Annotated in this window: 18 protein-coding genes and 1 tRNA gene; 5 read left to right on the top strand and 14 right to left on the bottom strand. The window is 63.3% G+C overall.

Annotated features, from left to right (window positions below; genetic code table 11):
• Positions 1-71: 71 nt before the first annotated feature.
• Positions 72-368 (top strand): hypothetical protein, encoded by a 297-nt coding sequence (locus tag ACK1U9_RS23260; RefSeq protein WP_046614825.1) that lies wholly within the window; start codon positions 72-74, stop codon positions 366-368.
• On the opposite strand, the gene ACK1U9_RS23255 is transcribed toward ACK1U9_RS23260, so the two are convergent.
• The 7 genes from ACK1U9_RS23255 to bglX all read right to left on the bottom strand — a co-directional run bounded on the left by ACK1U9_RS23255 (position 369) and on the right by bglX (position 9,204).
• Positions 369-974, bottom strand: coding sequence for a flavin reductase family protein (locus ACK1U9_RS23255; RefSeq protein WP_046614824.1), 606 nt, complete (start codon positions 972-974; stop codon positions 369-371).
• A gap of 118 nt (positions 975-1,092) precedes the next feature.
• On the bottom strand, positions 1,093-1,497 hold the full coding sequence (locus ACK1U9_RS23250) for a heme utilization protein (protein ID WP_196173709.1): 405 nt from the start codon (positions 1,495-1,497) through the stop codon (positions 1,093-1,095).
• Positions 1,498-1,819: 322 nt separating this feature from the next.
• A complete protein-coding gene (locus ACK1U9_RS23245) occupies positions 1,820-2,002 on the bottom strand; it encodes a DUF4172 domain-containing protein (protein ID WP_153670524.1) in 183 nt (60 codons plus the stop codon).
• 114 nt (positions 2,003-2,116) lie between these two features.
• Positions 2,117-3,436 carry an MFS transporter gene (locus ACK1U9_RS23240; protein WP_003258436.1) on the bottom strand — a complete coding sequence of 440 codons (1,320 nt, stop codon included), beginning with the start codon at positions 3,434-3,436 and terminating at the stop codon, positions 2,117-2,119.
• Between the two features lie 279 nt (positions 3,437-3,715).
• Entirely contained in the window at positions 3,716-5,050 is a 1,335-nt protein-coding gene (locus ACK1U9_RS23235; RefSeq protein WP_046614822.1) for a sigma-54-dependent transcriptional regulator, read from the bottom strand.
• Complete coding sequence (locus tag ACK1U9_RS23230; RefSeq protein ID WP_108481677.1) at positions 5,044-6,801, bottom strand: sensor histidine kinase; 1,758 nt, start codon at positions 6,799-6,801, stop codon at positions 5,044-5,046. Before ACK1U9_RS23230 ends, ACK1U9_RS23235 begins: the two co-directional genes overlap by 7 nt.
• A 111-nt stretch (positions 6,802-6,912) precedes the next feature.
• Positions 6,913-9,204 carry a beta-glucosidase BglX gene (gene bglX / locus ACK1U9_RS23225; protein WP_085602289.1) on the bottom strand — a complete coding sequence of 764 codons (2,292 nt, stop codon included), beginning with the start codon at positions 9,202-9,204 and terminating at the stop codon, positions 6,913-6,915.
• 186 nt (positions 9,205-9,390) lie between these two features.
• On the opposite strand from bglX, the gene ACK1U9_RS23220 reads away from it, so the two are divergent.
• Positions 9,391-10,008: a TPM domain-containing protein gene (locus tag ACK1U9_RS23220; RefSeq protein WP_046614819.1), complete on the top strand. Its 618-nt coding sequence runs from the start codon at positions 9,391-9,393 to the stop codon at positions 10,006-10,008.
• Between the two features lie 202 nt (positions 10,009-10,210).
• Positions 10,211-11,434, top strand: a complete 1,224-nt coding sequence (locus ACK1U9_RS23215) for a class I SAM-dependent methyltransferase (protein WP_449110211.1) — start codon at positions 10,211-10,213, stop codon at positions 11,432-11,434.
• A 163-nt stretch (positions 11,435-11,597) separates the two neighbouring features.
• On the opposite strand, the gene ACK1U9_RS23210 is transcribed toward ACK1U9_RS23215, so the two are convergent.
• The 6 genes from ACK1U9_RS23210 to ACK1U9_RS23185 form a co-directional block, all read right to left on the bottom strand.
• On the bottom strand, positions 11,598-12,608 hold the full coding sequence (locus ACK1U9_RS23210; protein ID WP_085601595.1) for a DUF4917 family protein: 1,011 nt from the start codon (positions 12,606-12,608) through the stop codon (positions 11,598-11,600).
• A gap of 216 nt (positions 12,609-12,824) precedes the next feature.
• Positions 12,825-14,531: a SulP family inorganic anion transporter gene (locus tag ACK1U9_RS23205; RefSeq protein WP_108481300.1), complete on the bottom strand. Its 1,707-nt coding sequence runs from the start codon at positions 14,529-14,531 to the stop codon at positions 12,825-12,827.
• A gap of 161 nt (positions 14,532-14,692) precedes the next feature.
• Positions 14,693-14,766 (bottom strand) — tRNA-Gly (locus ACK1U9_RS23200).
• A gap of 111 nt (positions 14,767-14,877) precedes the next feature.
• The gene (gene phaG, locus ACK1U9_RS23195; protein ID WP_108481301.1) at positions 14,878-15,765 is read right to left on the bottom strand and encodes a (R)-3-hydroxydecanoyl-ACP:CoA transacylase; all 888 of its coding nucleotides are present in this window, start codon (positions 15,763-15,765) and stop codon (positions 14,878-14,880) included.
• Between the two features lie 350 nt (positions 15,766-16,115).
• Positions 16,116-16,808 (bottom strand): pseudouridine synthase, encoded by a 693-nt coding sequence (locus ACK1U9_RS23190; protein ID WP_085601593.1) that lies wholly within the window; start codon positions 16,806-16,808, stop codon positions 16,116-16,118.
• 9 nt (positions 16,809-16,817) lie between these two features.
• Positions 16,818-17,030 carry a cysteine-rich CWC family protein gene (locus tag ACK1U9_RS23185; protein WP_015271611.1) on the bottom strand — a complete coding sequence of 71 codons (213 nt, stop codon included), beginning with the start codon at positions 17,028-17,030 and terminating at the stop codon, positions 16,818-16,820.
• Positions 17,031-17,173: 143 nt separating this feature from the next.
• On the opposite strand from ACK1U9_RS23185, the gene ACK1U9_RS23180 reads away from it, so the two are divergent.
• Complete coding sequence (locus tag ACK1U9_RS23180; protein ID WP_046614800.1) at positions 17,174-17,626, top strand: hypothetical protein; 453 nt, start codon at positions 17,174-17,176, stop codon at positions 17,624-17,626.
• Positions 17,627-17,773: 147 nt separating this feature from the next.
• On the opposite strand, the gene ACK1U9_RS23175 is transcribed toward ACK1U9_RS23180, so the two are convergent.
• Positions 17,774-18,880 carry an enoyl-CoA hydratase/isomerase family protein gene (locus ACK1U9_RS23175; protein ID WP_085601591.1) on the bottom strand — a complete coding sequence of 369 codons (1,107 nt, stop codon included), beginning with the start codon at positions 18,878-18,880 and terminating at the stop codon, positions 17,774-17,776.
• Positions 18,881-19,006: 126 nt separating this feature from the next.
• Here ACK1U9_RS23175 and ung point away from each other — a divergent pair, with 126 nt between their 5' ends.
• On the top strand, positions 19,007-19,699 hold the full coding sequence (ung, locus tag ACK1U9_RS23170; protein ID WP_046614798.1) for a uracil-DNA glycosylase: 693 nt from the start codon (positions 19,007-19,009) through the stop codon (positions 19,697-19,699).
• Positions 19,700-19,794: the final 95 nt, after the last annotated feature.

Raw genomic sequence — 19,794 nt, 5'->3', positions numbered from 1 at the left:
GCAAGCCAGCTCCCACCGGTGCTGCACCGCCCTTAAGACCTGATGACCCTGTGGGAGCTGGCTTGCCGGCGATGAGGCCGGTACGGGCAAATAAGGTAAAATGCCGGCCCCCGATCAACGAAGCGGATAGCAACATGGCACGTAGGGAATTCCAGCATTTCGAAGCGGTTTCGGCGATGGTCCCGGTGGAAGGTGGTGGCTACACCGCGGCCATCGCGGTCAAGGCCCTGGGTATGGGCGGCGCGCCGCGCTTTCACAAGATTCTCGACGGCCAGGTGTTCAAGGGTGCCGTGGCTGCCGACGAAGCGGCCACGGCCGAGCTGCAACGCCTGCAGGGCGTCAGCGAAGAGGGTGAGCTGATCTGGTGATCAGGCCGGCGGGCGGGCCATCTTGAACAGGTTGCCCAGCTCGAAATAGTCTGCCGGGCCACCGCCACGCAGGATCGGCTCGGCGGCAGCGGTATCGTAGATGCCGTTCTTCAACAGGTGCTCGGCAATGTGCACCGCCACCACCTCACCCAGGATCAGCCAGCTGGGCACCAGTTCCTGGTCGGCCCGCTTGAGCTGGACGATCTGGCTGACCTTGCACTCGAAGGCTACCGGGGTTTCGCCGACACGCGGCACATTGACGATGCTCGACGGCTTGGCGGTGAGGCCGCTCAATTCAAATTCGTTTATCTCGGCGGCAACCGGTGCGCAGCTCTGGTTCATCTGCTCGGCCAACGAGCGGGTGGCAAGGTTCCAGACGAACTCGCCGGTCTGCTCGATGTTGTTCAGGCTGTCTTTGCGCCCGACGCTGCAGAAACCGATGATCGGCGGGATGTAGTTGAAGGCGTTGAAGAAGCTGTAGGGAGCCAGGTTCAGGCGGCCTTCGCGGTCCTGTGAGGAGATCCAGCCGATAGGGCGGGGGCCGACGATGGCGTTGAACGGGTCGTGGGGCAGGCCGTGGCCTTTGGCGGGTTCGTAGTAATACATCTGTGCTGGGCTTGAAGGCCCTACCTCCTGGTGGACAAGGCGCCTAGTGTGCCAAGCCTGTGCCCGCCTGCAAATGATCAAGCCCGGCCGAAGCCGGGCTGGGTGCTCGCATCAGGGCTCAGCTGATGCGGTGGGCGTTGGTGCGGTCGAAGCCGTCTTCGGCGAAGCGCTGGCCGCCTGTGCGGTCGAAGCCATCTTCAGCGAAACGTTGGCCGCCAGTGCGGTCGAAGCCGTCTTCAGCGAAACGTTGGCCGCCGGTGCGGTCGAAGCCGTCTTCAGCGAAACGTTGGCCGCCGGTGCGGTCGAAGCCGTCTTCGGCGAAACGCTGGCCGCCAGTGCGGTCGAAGCCGTCTTCGGCGAAACGCTGGCCGCCAGTACGGTCGAAGCCATCTTCAGCGTAGGCAGCTGATTGGCTCTGGGTCGCTGCGAAGGTGTGCGCGTTAGTACGGTTGAAGCCATCTTCGGCGAAGGCACCAGCAGCGAAAATCGAGAGGGCCAGGGTGAGGATCAGTTTGTTTTTCATGGTCGTTGCTCCAAGGTTACTTGAGGTTGTTTGTTTCTATGGGTTTAATCCTACGCCGATTAATTTGATTAAAAAGCGCAAATAATAGTGCTTAAAAATCGAATAATTCGATATAGATTGGCGTGGATCTTGTGGCACTGGCAGCAGTTCTGGCCCAGGATGTGCCTGCCCATACGCCGAGGTTCTGCCAGCTATTTCAGCTTGAGGGGGTGGAATTAATGGGGCGTTAAGGATGAAAAATCTTTCACAGAGGGCTGCTGAACGCATTTTTCATACATCACCAACCGATTTTTCAAATGCTGCTCAGCACCATCGCCGCACCTCAAAATCGGAGCGGCACAACAATGAACAAACTTCCGCAAATCACCTTCGCCTTCTGGGTCATGAAGATGTGCGCTACCACCCATGGCGAAACGGCGGGTGATTTGCTGTCGATGATGGCTTCGTTTTGCCAGGTGAAACGTGGCCAGGCAGGTTGCTGCCAGATCCACAAGGGGCTATTCATGATCCGTCCCATGAGCCGAATAAGGCCGTCACTCGGCTCACAGGCTGCCGCATATCACAAAAAAGGGGCGCCCCATGCACTGGAGCGCCCCTTTTCAGTACTGCCAGGCCAGCATCACTCGGTGGTAATCCGCGAGTGCTGCTTGGTGTCCTTCATGGTCGCGTAAACCAGCAGCGAGCAGGCGATGCAGGCGGTGACGTACCAGTAGAAGCCGCTCTCCATGCCGGCGCTCTTGAACCACAGGGCCACGTACTCGGCGGTGCCGCCGAAGATCGACACGGTCAGGGCGTACGGCAGGCCCACGCCCAGGGCGCGGATTTCGGTTGGGAACAGCTCGGCTTTGACCACTGCGTTGATCGAGGTGTAACCGCTGACGATGATCAGCGCCGCCATGATCAGGAAGAACGCGCCCCACCATGTCTGGATGGTGTGCAGGGTGCTGAGGATCGGTACGGTGAACAGGGTGCCGAGCACGCCGAAGGCGATCAGGATCGGGCGCCGACCGATCTTGTCGGACAGGCCACCGATCACCGGCTGCAGGCACATGAACAGGAACAGCGTGGCGGCCGAGATGGTGGTCGAGTCGCTGATGCTCATGCCCACGGTGTTGACCAGGTACTTCTGCATGTAGGTGGTGTAGGTGTAGAAGGCCAGGGTGCCGCCCATGGTCAGGCCGACCACGGTCATCAGCTCCTTGGGGTGGCGCAGCAGGGTGCGCATCAGGCTTTCCTTGGCCTTTTCCTTCTTGGTGAAGGAGGCGGTTTCTTCCATGCCGCGACGCAGGTAGAGGGCCACCACGGCGCACAGCGCACCGATCACGAACGGTACGCGCCAGCCCCAGGCATACAGCTGCTCGGTGGTCAGGGTCTGTTGCAGCACGATCAGTACCGCCAGGGCGATGAGCTGGCCGGAGATCAGGGTCACGTACTGGAAGCTGGAGAAGAAGCCACGGCGGTCCTTGCTGGCCATTTCACTCAGGTAGGTAGCCGAGGTGCCGTATTCGCCACCCACCGACAGGCCCTGCATCAGGCGTGCGATGACCAGCAGGATTGGTGCGGCGACGCCGATGGTTTCGTAGCCCGGGGTCAGGGCGATGACCAGCGAGCCTGCACACATCAGCAGCACGGAGGCCATCAACGCGGCCTTGCGGCCTTTGCGGTCGGCGTACAGGCCCATCAGCCAGCCACCGATCGGGCGCATGAGGAAGCCCACGGCGAAGATCGCGGCGGTATTGAGTAACTGTGCGGTGGAATCGCCAGCAGGGAAGAAGGCCTTGGCGAAGTACAGCGAGAATGCGGCGTAGACGTACCAGTCGTACCATTCGACCATGTTGCCTATGGACCCGCTGAAGATCGACTTCAGGCGGCTGGCGGTGGTTTTTTCTGTGGCAGGCGCGGTGGACGCCCCGGCTGGCAGGGAGGTGGCATTATCCATCAGGGATACCTTCTCGTTGTTTTTGTGGAGCGCGCCGTGGCGCAGCTTGCCAAGGCAATTGCAGAAGGTGTGCCAAATGGGTGCATTGGGCTTCAAATGGGGGCGCTGCGCGCCCCTTCGCGGGCACGCCCGCTCGCACAGGGACCGCGTGACGTCTGACTCTTCGCGTTTCTCTGTGGGGGCGGGCGTGCCCGCGAAAGCCTGCAAGGCAGCGCCAAAAGAATCCGGCTAATGAGCGGTTATTTGCTTAGTGGCCTGGCGCGATAAGCGGATTTCCGCTCATTCCCGCCCAACAAAATCCTCGCGCACCAACCCATGCCGCTGCATCTTCTCGTTCAGCGTGCGCCGTGGCAGCTGCAGCGTTTCCATCACCGCATTGATCGCGCCCCCGTGCTGGCGCAGCGCCGCGCGCAGGCATTGCGCCTCGAACGCTTCCATCTGCTCGCTCAACGACTGCCCGGCAGGCGCCACCTCTATGTTCGGCGAGCCCAGCCCCAACGCATGGCGCTCCGCCGCATTGGCCAGTTCACGCACGTTGCCCGGCCAGTCGTGCGACAGCAGCTGCGCCAGTTGCGCGCCCGACAGTGGTGGGGCTGCGCGGCCAAGCTTTTCGGCGGCGGCACGGGCAAAGTGCTCGAACAGCAGTGGAATGTCCTCACGCCGTTCACGCAATGGCGCCAGGCGCAGCTCCGCCACGTTCAGGCGATAGGCAAGGTCTTCGCGGAAGCGCCCGGCACGGGCTTCTTCGAGCAGGTCGGGCTTGGTCGCGGCAATGATGCGCAGGTCGACGCTGATGCTCTGGTTGGCCCCCAGACGCTCCAGTTTCTGTTCCTGGATCACCCGCAGCAGCTTGGCCTGTTGGGCCAGTGGCATGCTTTCGATTTCATCGAGGAACACCGTGCCACCGTTGGCGTACTCCAGCTTGCCGATGCGCTTGCCCTGGGCCCCGGTAAAGGCGCCGCTTTCATGGCCGAACAGCTCGGCCTCGAACAGCGACTCGGGGATGGCTGCACAGTTGAGGGCGACGAACGGCTTGCCGGCGCGCGGGCCAAAATCGTGCAGGCAGCGGGCCACGCGCTCCTTGCCACTGCCGGTTTCGCCGCGAATCAGCACATTGACCGGCAGGCTGGCCAGGTCCAGCACTTGCCGACGCAGCTGTTGCAGGCCCTGGGACATGCCCAGCAACGTGCCTTCCAGGCGTGACTTGAGGTCGGCCTGCTCGTGCAGCCGGCGGTTCTCCAGGACCAGCTGACGCTTTTCCAGGGCACGGCGCAGGCTGCCCAGCAGGTGCTGCGGGGTAAAGGGTTTTTCCAGGAAGTCGTAGGCCCCGCTGCGCATGGCTTCCACTGCCATGGGCACATCGCCGTGGCCGGTCAGCAGGATCACCGGCAAGTCGGGGTCGTCCGCCTGCAGGCGTTCGAGCAACTGCAGGCCATCCATGCCCGGCATGCGTACATCGCTGATGATTACCCCGGGAAAGTGCCGTGGCAGGTGTGCCAGGCATTCTTCGGCGCGGGCGAACAGTTGCACGCTGAAGCCGGACAGGCTCAGCCACTGCTCGACTGCGGTGCGGATACTGGCTTCATCATCGACGACGATCACTGAATTCAACATACAGGCTCCAGGTCACGGGGCAGGGTAAGGCTGAAGCGCGCGCCGCCAGGCAGGTTTTCGGCCTGCAGCTGGCCGCCGGCCTCGTGGACGATACCGTAGGAAATGGCCAGGCCCAGCCCCAGGCCTTCGCCCACCGGCTTGGTGGTGAAGAACGGGTCGAAGACCTTGGCCAGGTCGTCCTCGGCAATGCCGCCACCCGAATCCAGCACACTCAGGCGCCACAGCTCGCCGTCGGGCTCGATGCGGATCTCCAGGCGTTTGTAGCGTTTGTCGGCCATGGCGTCGAGGGCATTGCGCAGCAGGTTGATCAGCACCTGCTCCAGGCGAATGGCATCGCCGCGTACCCAGGCCGGGCGCGCCAGGTACAGGGCTATTTCCACTTCTTCGCTGCGAATGCGTGCTTCCAGCAGGTGCAGGGCCTGGTCGACCACGGTGGCCAGGTCGAGGCGCTCGCGCAGGCCGACCGGGCTGTTGCGGGCGAAGGTTTTCAGGTGGCTGGTGAGCGCAGCCATGCGCGTGAGCATCTGTTCCAGCGGCTCCAGTGCCTGGCGTGCTTCGTCAATTCGGCCATGGTCGAGCAGCAGGCGCAAGGTTTCCAGCTGCATGCGCTGAGTGGTCAGCGGCTGGTTGATTTCATGGGCCATGGCTGCCGACATTTGCCCCAGCGCGGCCAGCTTGGCCGATTGCACCAGCCCCTCCTGGGCGGTGCGCAGCTCACGGGTGCGCTCCTCGACCTGGCGCTTGAGCTCCTCCCGGCTGCGCTGGCGCAGGCGGGCCAGGCGCAGGCGCTGGCTGACGAACAGCGCAGCGAACACCAGGCTCAGCCATACGGCGGCGGCGCCGAGGGCGGCATTGCGACCGTCGGCGGCTACCTGCGGCTTGCGCAGCAGATGCAAGGTCCAGTTTTCACCTTCCAGCGGCAGGCTTTCCCACAGGTACTCGGCGCTGCCCTCCGGGCCTTGCACGCGGCTGAGGGTGCTATTGGCGGCAAAGCGGGTCAGCACCTGGTGCTGCAACGGCACCAGCGGTTGCTTGTCGTACTGACGGGTTTCGGCCAGTTCGGCACGGTCGGCGCCACTGAGCGGCTGCAGTTCACGGTAGCGCCAGCCGTCCTGGTTGGCGATGAAGGTGATACCGCGGGCATCGCTGACCAGCAGGATGTCGCTGCCCTGACGCCACTCGCGTTCCAGTTCGGGAAACTCCAGTTTCACCACCATGGCGCCGAGGAAGCGGCCATGCTCGTCGTTCACCGCGCTGGCGAGGAAGTAGCCGGGCACGCCGCTGGTCACGCCCACGGCGTAGAAGCGACCACTGCCCTGGCTGCGGGTCTGCTTGAAGTAGGGGCGAAAACCATAGTTGGAGCCCACGTAGCTGCTGGGCAACCGCCAGTTGCTGGCGGCGATGGCCAGGCCGGTGCGGTCGAGCAGTTCGAGGGTGGAGGAGTTGGCGGCGCCATTGATGCGTTCGAGCTTGCGGTTCAGGGCGTCCTGCACCGGTTCGCTGACCGGGCCGCGCAGGGCGGCGATCAGTTCCGGGTCCAGCGCCAGCACGGCGGGCAGGGCGCGGTAGCGATCGATCAGCGTGTGCAGGGCATTGGCGTACAGGCCCAACTGCTGACTGGCACGCTGGGCGTCGGCTTCCATGGCCTGGCGCTTGGCCTGGTGCATGGCCCAGCTGGCGCTGAGGGTGGTGCCCAGCACGATAAGCAGGGTGATCAGCCCCAGACGCAGGGCGCGAACGGAAAAGGGCATGGGGCGGATCCGGATGAATGAGATATCAGGGCCGGCCTCTTCGCGGGTGAACACGCTCCCACAGGTATCGGGTTTAACCGCGAAGAGGCCGGTACAGGCAAAACCTGTCAGTTACAGCAGTTCAAAGCTCTGCTGCTGCACCGCCTGGGAATCCAGCCCGACCTGTACATTGAATTCCCCTGGCTCGGCAACCCGCTGCAGCTGGCCATTGTAGAACTTCAGGTCTTCTTCGCTGATGCGGAAGCTCAACGTGCGCGATTCGCCAGGCTTGAGCATCAGCTTCTGGAAGTTCCTCAGTTCCTTCACCGGGCGGCTCATCGATGCCGATACATCCTGCAGGTACAGCTGCACCACGGTCTCGCCTGCCACCTTGCCGGTGTTCTTCACCGTCACCTTGGCTTCCAGCGTGTCGCCACGCTTGAGGTCCTTGTTCGACAGCTTCAGCCCCGACAGCTCGAAGCTGCTGTAGCTCAGGCCATAGCCGAACGGGTACAGCGGGCCATTGGGCTCCTCGAAGTACTGCGAGGTGTAGTTGCCCGGCTTGCCCGGCGTGAAGGGCCGGCCAATACGGGTGTGGTTGTAGTACATCGGGATCTGCCCCACCGAACGCGGGAAGGTGATGGCCAGCTTGCCGGACGGGTTGTAATCGCCGAACAGCACGTCGGCAATCGCGTTGCCGCCCTCGGTACCGGCGAACCAGGTTTCCAGAATGGCGTCGGCCTGCTCGCGTTCCCAGGCAATCGACAGTGGGCGGCCGTTCATCAGCACCAGGACCAGCGGCTTGCCGGTGGCCTTCAGGGCCTTGATCAGCTCCCGCTGGCTGGCCGGGATTTCCAAGGTGGTACGGCTCGACGACTCGTGGGACATGCCGCGGGATTCACCGACCACTGCCACCACCACATCGGACTGCTTCGCCGCCTTCACCGCCTCGTCGATCAGCACCGCTGGCGGGCGCGGGTCGTCGACGATTTCCGGGGCATCGAAGTTGAGGAAGTTCAGGTAATCGAACATCGCCTTGTCGCCGGTGACGTTGGAACCTTTGGCGTAGACCAGCTTGGCCTTGCCCTCCACGGCGCGGCGCAAGCCTTCGCGCACGGTCACCGAGTGCACTGGTTTGCCGTCGGCTGCCCAACTGCCCATCATGTCGATCGGCGCATCGGCCAGCGGGCCGACCAGGGCGATGGTGCCGGCCTTTTTCAGCGGCAGGGTCTGGTTGCGGTTTTCCAGCAGCACCAGGCTGCGGCGCGCCACGTCACGCGCGGCTTCGCGGTGCAGGCGGTCGTTGCCGTAGTAGTCCTTCAGGTCGGTCTCGGCCTTGCCGATGCGCACGTACGGGTCCTTGAACAGGCCCATGTCGTACTTGGCACCCAGTACTTCGCGCACCGCCTGGTCCAACTCGCCCTGGGTCACTTCGCCGGACTTCAGCAGGCCGGGCAGCTCCTCGCCGTACAGGGTGTCGTTCATGCTCATGTCGATGCCGGCCTTGATCGCCAGCTTGGCGGCTTCGCGGCCATCGCGGGCGACGCCATGGCGGATCAGCTCCTGGATGGCGCCGTGGTCGCTGATGGTCACGCCCTTGAAGCCCCACTCCTTGCGCAGCAGGTCATTCATCAGCCAGGTATTGGAGGTGGCCGGCACGCCGTTGATCGAGTTCAACGCCACCATCACCCCGCCGGCACCAGCGTCGAGCGCGGCGCGGTAGGGCGGCAGATAGTCGTTGTACATTTTCGGCAGGCTCATATCGACCGTGTTGTAGTCGCGCCCGCCTTCCACTGCGCCATACAGGGCGAAGTGCTTGACGATGGCCATGATGCTGTCGGGGTTGGCCGGGCTGCTGCCCTGGAACGAACGGACCATCACCTGGCCGATCTTCGAGGTCAGGTAGGTGTCTTCGCCAAAGCCTTCACTGGTACGACCCCAGCGCGGGTCGCGGGCGATGTCGACCATCGGCGCGAAGGTCATGTCCAGGGCATCAGCCGCGGCTTCGATGGCGGCGGTGCGGCCGACCTTGGCGATGGCGTCCATGTCCCAGGTCGCGGCCATGCCCAGGCCGATCGGGAAAATGGTGCGTTCGCCGTGGACGGTATCGTAGGCAAAGAACATCGGGATCTTCAGGCGGCTGCGCATGGCCGCGTCCTGCATCGGCCGGTTCTCGGGCGCGGTACGCGAGTTGAAGGTGCCACCGATGCGGCCGGCGGCGATTTCCTCGCGGATCTTGTCGCGGGGCATTTCCGGGCCGATGCTGATCAGGCGCAACTGGCCGATCTTCTCGGCTTCGGTCATCTGGCTGACCAGATGGTCGATGAACGCCTGCTTGTCCTGCAGGGGCGGGGCGGAGGGGGCGGCGAGGGCCGCCTGACTGGCAAGGCCCATGGCCAGGCCCAGCAAAGACAGTTTCATCATCAATTCCGTTGTGGGGCCTCTGCCGTATCCACGGTGATACGCGCGCGGCCGAAGTTTTCAGGCGGCTATTGTTGTACGATTTGCAGGCATTTCTTCCAGCGGCGGATTATGCCTGAATATGTCGCCTGCGGACGAAGCCCCGAATGCCGGGACAACAACTATAAGAACGCTCAAGAGACCGACGGCATGACCCCCCTCGATGAATACCATCAGCGCCAGATCGCCGAAGCCATTGCCCGTGCCGAACGGCGCACCGATGCCGAACTGGTGACGGTGCTGGCCCGTCGGGCCGACGACTATGCCTACTGGCCGTTGTTCTGGGCCGCCGTGCTGGCGCTGGCCGTGCCGGCCCTCTTGCACTGGCTGCTAGGTTGGCCCGGAGTGCGTGGCTTGCTGGTGGCCAATGTGCTGCTGTTCGTCGGCTTGTGCCTGCTGTTGCGCAGCCCACGCCTGGCCGGCTGCCTGATCCCCCGGGCCCTGCGCCGCTGGCGTGCTTCGCGCCTGGCCCGCCAGCAGTTTCGCGAACAGAACCTGCAGCGCACTGCTGGTGCCACGGGTGTACTGATCTTCGTCAGCGAGGCAGAGCGGCATGTGGAGATCCTTGTCGACCGCGGTATCGAGCGCCATCTGGATGCCACCGCCCGCGCGGCCATCGTCGCCCGCCTTGCCGAACAGGTACGCCAGGGCCGCACCTTGCAGGGGTTTGTCGAGTGCATCGAGGCGTGCGGCGAACTGCTCAGCGAACATGTGCCGCCTACCCATGCACGTAACGAGTTGCCCAACCGGTTGGTGATTCTCGATTGAGTCGGCGTCCGGTGCCTTGCACCGCGTTGGATTCTTCGCGGCTAAAGCCGCTCCCACAGGGTAAGCGGACCGCTTGCGAATTCAGTTCCCTACGCGACAGCGCAGCCCAAAGGACTGGGCGATCTCCCACAGGAAGTTGAGCACCCTGTAGAATGCGTGCATTGCGCCAAGCGCTCCCCGCTATCCGAGGCACCGTTTTTCCATGTCCGCCAGTTCTTCTGCCCCATCCGCGCCGGATGCGCGCACCCAGTTTCTCGACCTGCTGAATGCCGCCCTGCATGGCAATACCCTGGTCAAACTGGTATTGGCGCGCCATGTCGGTGCCGACCAGACGTTGCAACGGATCATTGCCAAGCCGCTGCAGGTCAAGGGCCAGCCGTGCCTGTCGCTGGTCTACCGCCACCAGACCCGCGATATCACCCGCAACCTGGCGCTGGACCAGGCTCAGGCGCTGGTCGCCGAATTGCTGCCGGAAAGCTTCCGCAACGCGCACCTGTTCGACGCAGACGGTGAAGTGCAGCTGACCTTCAGCAAGAAGGGCAAGCCCATGCTCCAGCGCCACGGCGCACAGGCATCGCGCGAAGCTGCCAGCAGCAGTGGCCATGACCGCGAGAAGAAGCGCTACCTGGAGCTGTCACGGCCGTTCCTGCGTGACCTCGGCGTGACTGACGCACAAGGCGCGCTGATCCCGTCAATGTCGCGCAAGTGGAAGCAGATCAACAAGTTCATCGAAGTTTTCGACCACGCCCTGGCCAACGCCCCGGTGCCGGTGGAGCAGGCGCTACGGGTGGCCGACTTCGGCTCTGGCAAGGGCTACCTGACCTTTGCCATGCACGACTACCTGCGCAACAGCCTGGGCCGCGAAGCTCAGGTAACCGGCGTAGAGCTGCGCCAGGACATGGTCGACCTGTGCAACGCTGCCGCCTTGCGCCTCGAGCACCCGGGCCTGGAGTTCCAGTGTGGTGACGTGCGTAGCGTGGTGCCTGAGGCCATCGAAGTGATGATTGCCCTGCATGCCTGTGACATCGCCACCGACTACGCCATCCACACCGGCATCCGCTGCAACGCCGCAATCATCATGTGCTCGCCGTGCTGCCACAAGCAGATCCGCCCGCAACTGCACAGCCCGGGGTTGTTGCAACCGATGCTGCAGTACGGCCTGCACCTGGGCCAGCAGGCCGAGATGCTGACCGACAGCCTGCGCGCGCTGTACCTGGAAGCCTGCGGGTACGAGACCAAGGTGTTCGAGTTCATCTCGCTGGAGCACACCAACAAGAACAAGATGATTCTTGCGGTGAAGCGGCGCCAGGCAGGGGACAACGGCGCGTTGCTGGAGAAGATCGGGCAGCTCAAGGCTTTTTACGGAGTGCAGGAGCATTGCCTGGAGACGCTGTTGCGGGCGGATGGGTTGCTGCCTGACGTGTGATTCCTCAGCGGCTCTTGTGAAGCGCCGCACTTGGTAACACGTTATCCATAAGTGGCGCATTCGTACCTTTCAGGGGCTCGGTTTCGCCGGCCATTGCGGCCGTGCAGGTGACAACGGCATCGGCGCCTTGATGGGCCGCAAAGCGGCTCCTAATTGGTTCATTTCACCTGTGGGTGAGCGGCGCTTCAATAGCCAGGGCTGCTTGCCCCAACGGATGCGTACTGGCATCAAAGAAATGCAGCACTGTCCCCGGCATATCCACGAAGCGATCGACGAAATGCTGCTTCTGGTTGATCACCGATGCCTCGCTCAACGGCCTGATGGCAATCGACAGATGCGCCGGCCGGGCCAACCGGATGGCTTCGAGCAGGTGCTGGTCACTGCTGTCCAGGTGCTGCCCGAACAGGCATAACCCCTGGTTTTCCAGCGCCAGTTGCCCCAGGCACCAGCCCAGGTAATCCGAGTTGCGGATGGCGCGCAGTTTCTCGTCGCTACGGTCTTCGTTGACGAACAGCGGCACTTCGCCCGGGATGTTCACGGCAAAACCATCGAGCAGTTCGGCGCTGTCGGCGCTGCGTTGGCGGGTAGTGCCGTCGGGCAGCTTGAGCAGGTGCAGGCCGCCATGCAGGTGCAGCACCCGCGTGCCTTCGCCGTTGGTGCGGCGCACGTCGAAGAAGCCTTGCTCGTCGAACAGTTCGGCGAAGCCGTGCGGCGCGTGTTGCACGGCCCACGGTAGCAGCAGGTCGTAGTTGCTGGTGTAGACGCTGCGGTAGCCGCGCAGGGCCTGGTTGAGGGTTGCCAGGGTCGTGGCTGGCATGAGTGGCCAAGGCAGGTGCACCGTGCGTACGGCGTGGATCAGCGCTTCCTTGATCGAGTAGTAGCGGTTCAGTGGCGCGGTGGAGTTGATGGCCAGCGCGGCGTTGGTGCGCACGGTGGTGTTGAGGGCACTGAGCACCGGCTCGAACAGCTCCGTCCCCAGCGACTTGAACAGTGCCTGGTCGCTGACGGCCAGGCCTTTCTTGCGCCCGGCACGTTGCGCTTCCTCGAACAGCGAGAAGTAGCCGAACGGCTTCCACAGCACACGGCTGGCGCCGTTGCCCAGCAACAGGGCGTCGCAAGGGTGGCGGGCGGCGAGTTCCGGCCAGGGGGTGAGGGTGGCGTCTAGTGCGGGCATGCTGGGGTCCGTTGGGTGGAGCGGGAACGGGGGCGACTTTAGCATGTCATGCAAGGTGTGCGAGGGTTGGTGTCCAGGCAACTGCTTTGTGGAGCCTGTACTGGCTCTATCGCCGGCAAGCCAGCTCCCACAGCTACACCAAAGGTCCTCAGAGCAGCGCAGCTCCTGTGGGAGCCGGCTTGCCGGCGATAGGGCCAGTAGCTACGACGCAATTCTTCAACCTTGTTCAACTCGTTGTCCACTGCGACTCCTGTTACGCCAAACCCGATAGGCGCGAATGCCCGCCCGAACCGAGCCGAACAGCAGTTTGTCTTCCATTTCCCGGGCCATCCCCGAGCGCACCAGCATGCGCAGGAAGGTGCCGCGGGCGCGGGCAATGGCGAAGAAAATGCCCTGAGCCGCCAGGGTGTCGCGCACTTCGCGCAGGGCGGCGATACCGCTGACGTCGATGCTGGTTACCGCTTCGGCATCGAACAGCACGGCCTTGGGCTGGTCCTGGCTCTGCACCGCCTCGAGCAGGCGCATCTTGAAGTAGTCGGCGTTGAAGAACAGGATCGCGTCGTCGAAGCGGTACACCACCAGGCCTGGAACGGTGCGGGCATCCTTGTGTTTGCGGATGTCCACTTGGCCTTCGGTGCCCGGCAGCCAGCCCAGCACCGCGTCGGTGGGCTGATAAATGCTGTAAAGCAGGCGCAGGATCGCCAGGGTCACGGCAAACACGATACCGGGCAGTACGCCCAGGCTCAGCACCCCGACCGTGGTCAGCAGGCACAGCCAGAACTCGAAGCGGCTCAGGCGGCGAATGTGCCCCAGCGACTTGATGTCGATCAGCCCCCAGCCGGCCATCAACAGCACCGCGCCTAGCGCGGCCTGCGGGATCCACGCCATGGGTGCGGTGAAGAACAGCAGGATCAGGGCGATGACCAGCGCGGCGATGATGCCCACCAGTTGGCTCTTGCCACCGACCATGTCGTTGACCGCAGTGCGGGAGTCTGCGCCGCTGATGGCGAAGCCCTGGGAAACACCGGCAGCCAGGTTGCTTACGCCCAGGGCGACGAATTCGTGGTTGGCGTTGATCGCGTAGCCGTGCCGGGCGGCAAAGCTGCGTGCGGTAAGCATGGCGCTGCAGAAGCTGACGGTGGCGATACCCAAGGCGTCGCGCAGCAGGCTTTTCATTTCCGCCAGGTTGCTGTGCGGCCAGGCCAGCTGCGGGATGCCGGCAGGTACCGGGCCGAGAACGGCAACGCCGAAGCGGTCAAGGCCGAACAGGCCGACCAGCAGCATGAACAGCGCCACTACCGTCAGCGCCGCAGGCAGGCGGGGGTAGCGCCTTGGCAGCCAGATCAGCAGGCCCAGTGCGGCGAGGCCGATGAGCAGCGTCACCCAGTGGATTTCACCCAGGCGCTGGAAGAAGTTGATCAGGCTGAGGATGAAGCCGTCACCCTCGATCTTGAATCCCACCACCTTGGACAACTGCCCGGCGATCAGGCTCAGGCCGATGCCGTTGAGATAGCCGATCAGGATCGGGCGCGAGAAGAAGCTGGCGATGAACCCGGCCCGGGCCACGCCGGCCGCGATCAGCATTACCCCGACCAGTAACGTGACGATCACCGACAGTTCGGCAATCCGGTGCGGTTCACCCATGGCCAACGGCGCCACGGCGCCGGCGATCATCGCGCACGTGGCGGCGTCGGGGCCGACCATCAGCTGGCGCGAACTGCCGATCAGGGCGTAGACCATCATCGGTAGCACGCAGGCGTACAGGCCGTACTGCGGCGGCAGGCCGACGATCTGCGCATAGGCGATGGCAATGGGTATCTGGATCGCCGCCACCGAGAGGCCGGCCTGCAAGTCGGCGTGGAACCACTCGCGGCGGTAATGCAGCAGGTTGGCAAGGCCCGGTAGCCAGCGGGAGAGAAACATGCGTCGTCCTTTCGAAATGCTTCACGAATCCATCCACGCATTGAAGCGGATCGGCAGGCAAATGGCCATGGGGCAGGTCAAAGGGGGGAGAAACGAAAAAAGGAGCCTGGGCTCCTTTTGACAGCGATGACGTTGTGAAAACGCCATGCGGGTATACGATGTGGAGCGGGTAGAGGGAATCGAACCCTCAACTAAAGCTTGGGAAGCTTTCGTTTTGCCACTAAACTATACCCGCGTTTACGCAGCACTTTTTACCAGAACCCTCAACGAATTAGAAGCCCAAGTTATAAAAAAGCTTGTCGGCACCCCATAGCCTGCGGGTATCAGCTACAGGGCGCCGATGCGCTCAGATGGCCAATGCATGCTGCCCCTGCTGTACGTGCTGGTAGCGGTGACGAGGCTCGCGCACGGTCGGCTTGAGGAAGCCGAGCAAGACACTGCGGGTGTCCTCGCAGGCGGTCTTGTTTTCCATGTCGAGGAAGTGGCCCGCGTCACGGATCACGCTGAACTGGCTCTTGCCCACATGCCTGCTGAACTGCCGGGCATCTTCGACCGTGGTGTACTCGTCGCGCTCGCCGTTTATGAACAGCACTGGAATGTCGATATTGCGCGCGCCGTTCAAAGCCCGTTCCAGGTCGTGCTGCAGCACTTCGTTGATATGGAAGTGCATCTGCGCGTACTCGTGGCTGTCCAGGCTGCTGACGTGCCGGTAGTTGAAGCGCTTGAACAGTGACGGCAGGTGCTTGCCGATGGTGTCGTTGACCAGGTTGCCGACCTGATAGCGGTCACAGGCGGCCAGGTACTTGCAACCACGGTCCAGATAGTCGCGCATCGGTTCGTTGATCACCGGCGAGAAAGAACTCACCACAGCCTTCTTCACGCCACGCGGTTGGTGCGCCAGCGCCAGCAGCGTACTTGCGCCACCCCACGAGAACGACATCACGTGGTCTGCCTGGAAGTGCTCGATCAGCTCGAGGAGGATATGCGCTTCGGTCTCCTTGCTGATAAAGCGTTCCTGGCGATTGTGTGGCTTGGATTTGCCCGCATATGGCTGGTCGAACAGTACCACGTTGAACTGCGGGTGCAGGTTACGTACCGTCTGGGCGAAAGAGGCCGTGGTGGCCAGCGAGCCATTGATCAGGATGATCGTATTCTCGGCCGCATCAGCGCGATAGAACTCCGTGTAAACCCGATACTGACCTTGGATATCAAGTACAGCGATTTCTGGCCTCATGTCATCGACTCCTGGCGCAAAAAGGGTATTCGCGTCACCTAGGGTGCACGTTCTTTATGACAGGTAGGCATTTGCCTGAAGAGAAACCGGGGGGCCCTGTGTCGATCCTTGGCACGTGCGTCGACGGTATTGTTTTTGGTGGGGCAATTTGCCGTGCCCCAAGGCATCAAGGCCCTGGGTGGCCGGCAAAAGGTGTCTTCGAATGCGGGCGTGACTTTATAGTCACATGCAGACTGACGATTTGGATTCAAGCAGTGCGTCGGGGATCCCGCAAGTGCCGTTCGGGGGGAAATGTGACTTTTGTCGCTGAGCGGTCGTATGACGCACCCCGTGCGGCCGGAACAGTCTGACTAGACCGTGGCTATTTCATCCGCCGTGAGCTCACGAAACGCCCCTGGCGCCAACCCTGGGTCCAGCCGAATCGCCCCCATGCTCTCCCGATGCAACCCCACCACCTTGTTATCGAAATGGCCGAACATGCGCTTCACCTGGTGATAGCGCCCTTCGACGATCGCCAGCCGCGCCTGGCGCGGCCCGAGGATGTCCAGCTGGGCGGGCAGGGTGGTGAGGTTTTCGAAGGCGAAGTAGAAGCCTTCGAGAAACTTGGCCACATAGTGCTCGCCAATCTCGTCCTCGGTTTCCACCAGATAGTGTTTGGGCAGCTTGGTCGCGGGCTGGGTAAGCCGCCGTGACCATTGGCCATCGTTGGTCAGGATCATCAGGCCGGTGGTATTGAAATCCAGGCGCCCCGCGATGTGCAGGTCCTCACGCAATGCGGCGGGCAGCAGGTCGAGCACGGTGCGGTGTTGCGGGTCCTGTGTGGCGCTTACGCAGCCAGTGGGCTTGTGCAGCATCAGGTAGCGCGCCGGGCGGCCAGCCTGCAGCAGTTGGTCGTCCAGCTCCACGCGGCTGAATTCGCGCACTTCGGCCAGCGGGTCGCTGACTACCTGGCCATTCAACCGAACGCGGCGTTGCGCCAGCATCAGGCGGACTTGCTGACGGTTGTGGCTGGGCAGGTTGGCGAGGAAACGGTCGAGGCGCATGGCAAACGGTCAGTCGGAAGCGGGGGAGCGAAGTTGCTCTTCGACGGCGGCGCAGCGCGGGCACAGGCAGGCTTTGTCGCGCAGCTCGGCGGGCAGTGCCTCGAGCACGGCAGGGTCGATGGTCACGCTGTAACACCAGCAGGCCTGGGTGGCCCGGCGCGGGTCGGCCAGGCTGCACTGGTTGAGGGCGCCACAAGCGGGGCAGTGCTGGTTGTCGGGCATGGCTGCCGCTCACCTGTATCAAATTGTTGCAGAAATGGCACTGCACCTTGGCGGCAATGTCTTATTCAATGTCGATGATCGCATTTCGCATCGATGCTCGCCAGCGCCGCTGTTCGGGCACTCCAGCGGTCCAGGAGGCCGCCATGTCCTATCGAATACTGTTGATCGCCCTGCTGGGGCTGATGACTTCCGCCTGCGTTCCGTACTACGAGAGCGGGGGCTATTACCGATCGGACCACTACTATTCCGACCGCTATGTGTCACCGGATTATTACCGCTATGACCGCTATTACGTAACGCCGCAGCCGCGTTATTACTATCAGCCTGCGCCGCGCTACTACTACCGCTCGGCGCCTGCGCCTCATTACCGGCCTCATCCACAGCCGGGTATGAAGCAGTGGTATGGCAACCCACGCAATGACTATGGCAACCGCCAACGGTACGACTATGGGCGCGACCGGGACCGCCATGATTATCGCGGTGGCAGCCAGCGCTACCAGCAGAATGACCGTTGGCACTCCAACGGGCGGGGGGATGGTGACCGGCGCGGGGACGGGCGGCGTGGGCATGGGCAAGGAGGGAACTGGCAGCGGTAGGTAAATTGAAAATCGGGGGCGCGGTGCGCCCCTTTCGCGACGCAAGGCCGCTTCCACAGGTACGGCGCAGCATTGGAAATCATCGCTGTAGCTGTAGGAGCGGCCTTGTGTCGCGATGGGCTGCAAGGCAGCCCCAGCTTCTCGAAGCTACCCAAGATCCGCCAGCGGATGCCGCCCCTCCCACGCCTTGGCAAAATGCGCTTCGACCACCGCCGCCGGCACCTGCGCCACATCGGGCCAGTGCCAGTGCGGCTGGTTGTCCTTGTCCAGCAGGCGCGCACGCACGCCTTCGCTGAATTCCGGGTGGCGGCAGCAGTTCAGGCTCATGCTGTATTCCATCTGGAACACCTGCGCCAACGACAGGTGCCGTGCCCGGCGGATCTGTTCCCACACCAGGTGTGCGGTAAGCGGGCAACCTTGATGCAACCGTTGGCCGGCCTCTGCAAGCAGTGGGTCGTCGTGGTGCTTGAGCCCCTCCAGCGCACGCCAGGCGGCGGCTGCGTCGGCCACGTCGAGCAACTGATCGATCATCTGTCGCCGTGGCAGCCACTGGGCCTCGGGCAACTCGGCGCAGGCGCGGTGCTGTTCGGCCTTTAGCAGGCTGTTCAGTTGCAGGGCGGTCTGTTCCTGCCAGTTCAGTTGCAGCAGTTCCTCGATCAGCGCCTCTTGCTGGTACTCACCCAGAAAGCGGTCGGCCAGGCCCAGGTCCAAGGCGTCGTGGGCATTGATCGGCGCGCCTGTCAGGCCGAGGAACAACCCCAGCTTGCCCGGCAGGCGGGCAAGGAACCAGCTGGCGCCCACGTCCGGGTACAGGCCGATGCTGATTTCCGGCATGGCCAGCCGACTGCTGGGGGTGACGATACGTACATTGGCGCCCTGCAGCAGGCCCATGCCGCCGCCCAGCACATGACCGTGCCCCCAGCACAGCAGCGGCTTGGGGTAGGTGTGCAGGGCAAAGTCCAGGCGGTATTCGGCGGCGAAGAAGGTGGCGGCCAGCGGGGGTACGCTGCCGGGGTGGTCGCGGCAGGCCTGCGCCAGCGCACGTACATCGCCGCCGGCACAGAAGGCCTTGGCACCGTTGCCGCGCAGTAGTACGCAGACGATCCCCGGGTCGCGAGCCCAGGCGTGCAACTGTTCGCCCAATATCTCGATCATCGGCAGGTTCAGGGCATTGAGCGCCTTGGGCGCGTCCAGGGTGGCGATGCCGATGCGGGCGCCGTCGGCGCCGGTGAGTACCTCGCAATGAATGGCCATGGACTACCTCGCGCAAGTCATCGGACAAGTATGGCTTGCCTGGCCGAACATGCCGGTCGTCGGTCGGATCGTTTGACAAGCGGGAAGGGCTTACCTAGTGTCGCGCCATTGTTTATGGAAGGCCCCATGACTGACGACGATCGCATCAAACTCGAACCCAGCTGGAAGGCCGCCTTGCGCGCCGAATTCGACCAGCCCTACATGCATCAGTTGCGCGAGTTCCTGCGCAGCGAGTACGCCGCCGGCAAAGAGATCTACCCGCCAGGGCCGTTGATCTTCAATGCGCTGAACTCGACACCGCTGGACCAGGTGAAGGTGGTCATTCTCGGCCAGGACCCGTACCACGGGCCGGGCCAGGCGCACGGCCTGTGCTTCTCGGTGCAGCCGGGGGTGGCCACGCCACCGTCGCTGGTCAACATCTACAAGGAACTGCAGCGCGACCTGAACATCCCGATTGCCAACCATGGCTACCTGCAGAGTTGGGCCGAGCAGGGCGTGCTGTTGCTCAACACGACCATGACCGTGGAGCGCGCCAATGCCGCGTCGCATGCCAAGAAAGGCTGGGAGTTCTTTACCGACCGGATCATCCAGGTGGTCAGCGAGCAGTGCCCGAACGTGGTGTTCCTGCTGTGGGGCTCGCATGCGCAGAGCAAGCAGAAGCTGATCGACGGGACCAAGCACCTGGTGCTGAAGTCGGTGCACCCATCGCCGTTGTCGGCTTACCGTGGGTTCCTGGGGTGCGGGCATTTCAGCCGGGCCAACAGTTTCCTCGAACAGCGTGGGCTGGCGCCGATCAACTGGGCGTTGCCGCCGCTGTGATCACCTGAAAGAACGCGTCGCCTGCTTCGCGGGCTTGCCCGCTCCCACAGGGATAGCGCCTGCCTTGAGGGCGATGCAGTACCTGTGGGAGCGGG

The sequence above is a fragment of the Pseudomonas sp. XP1 genome (genome assembly GCF_053557675.1).
The sequence above is the reverse complement of the archived record's forward strand: the minus strand, read 5'-3'. Positions and strand labels throughout refer to the sequence as shown.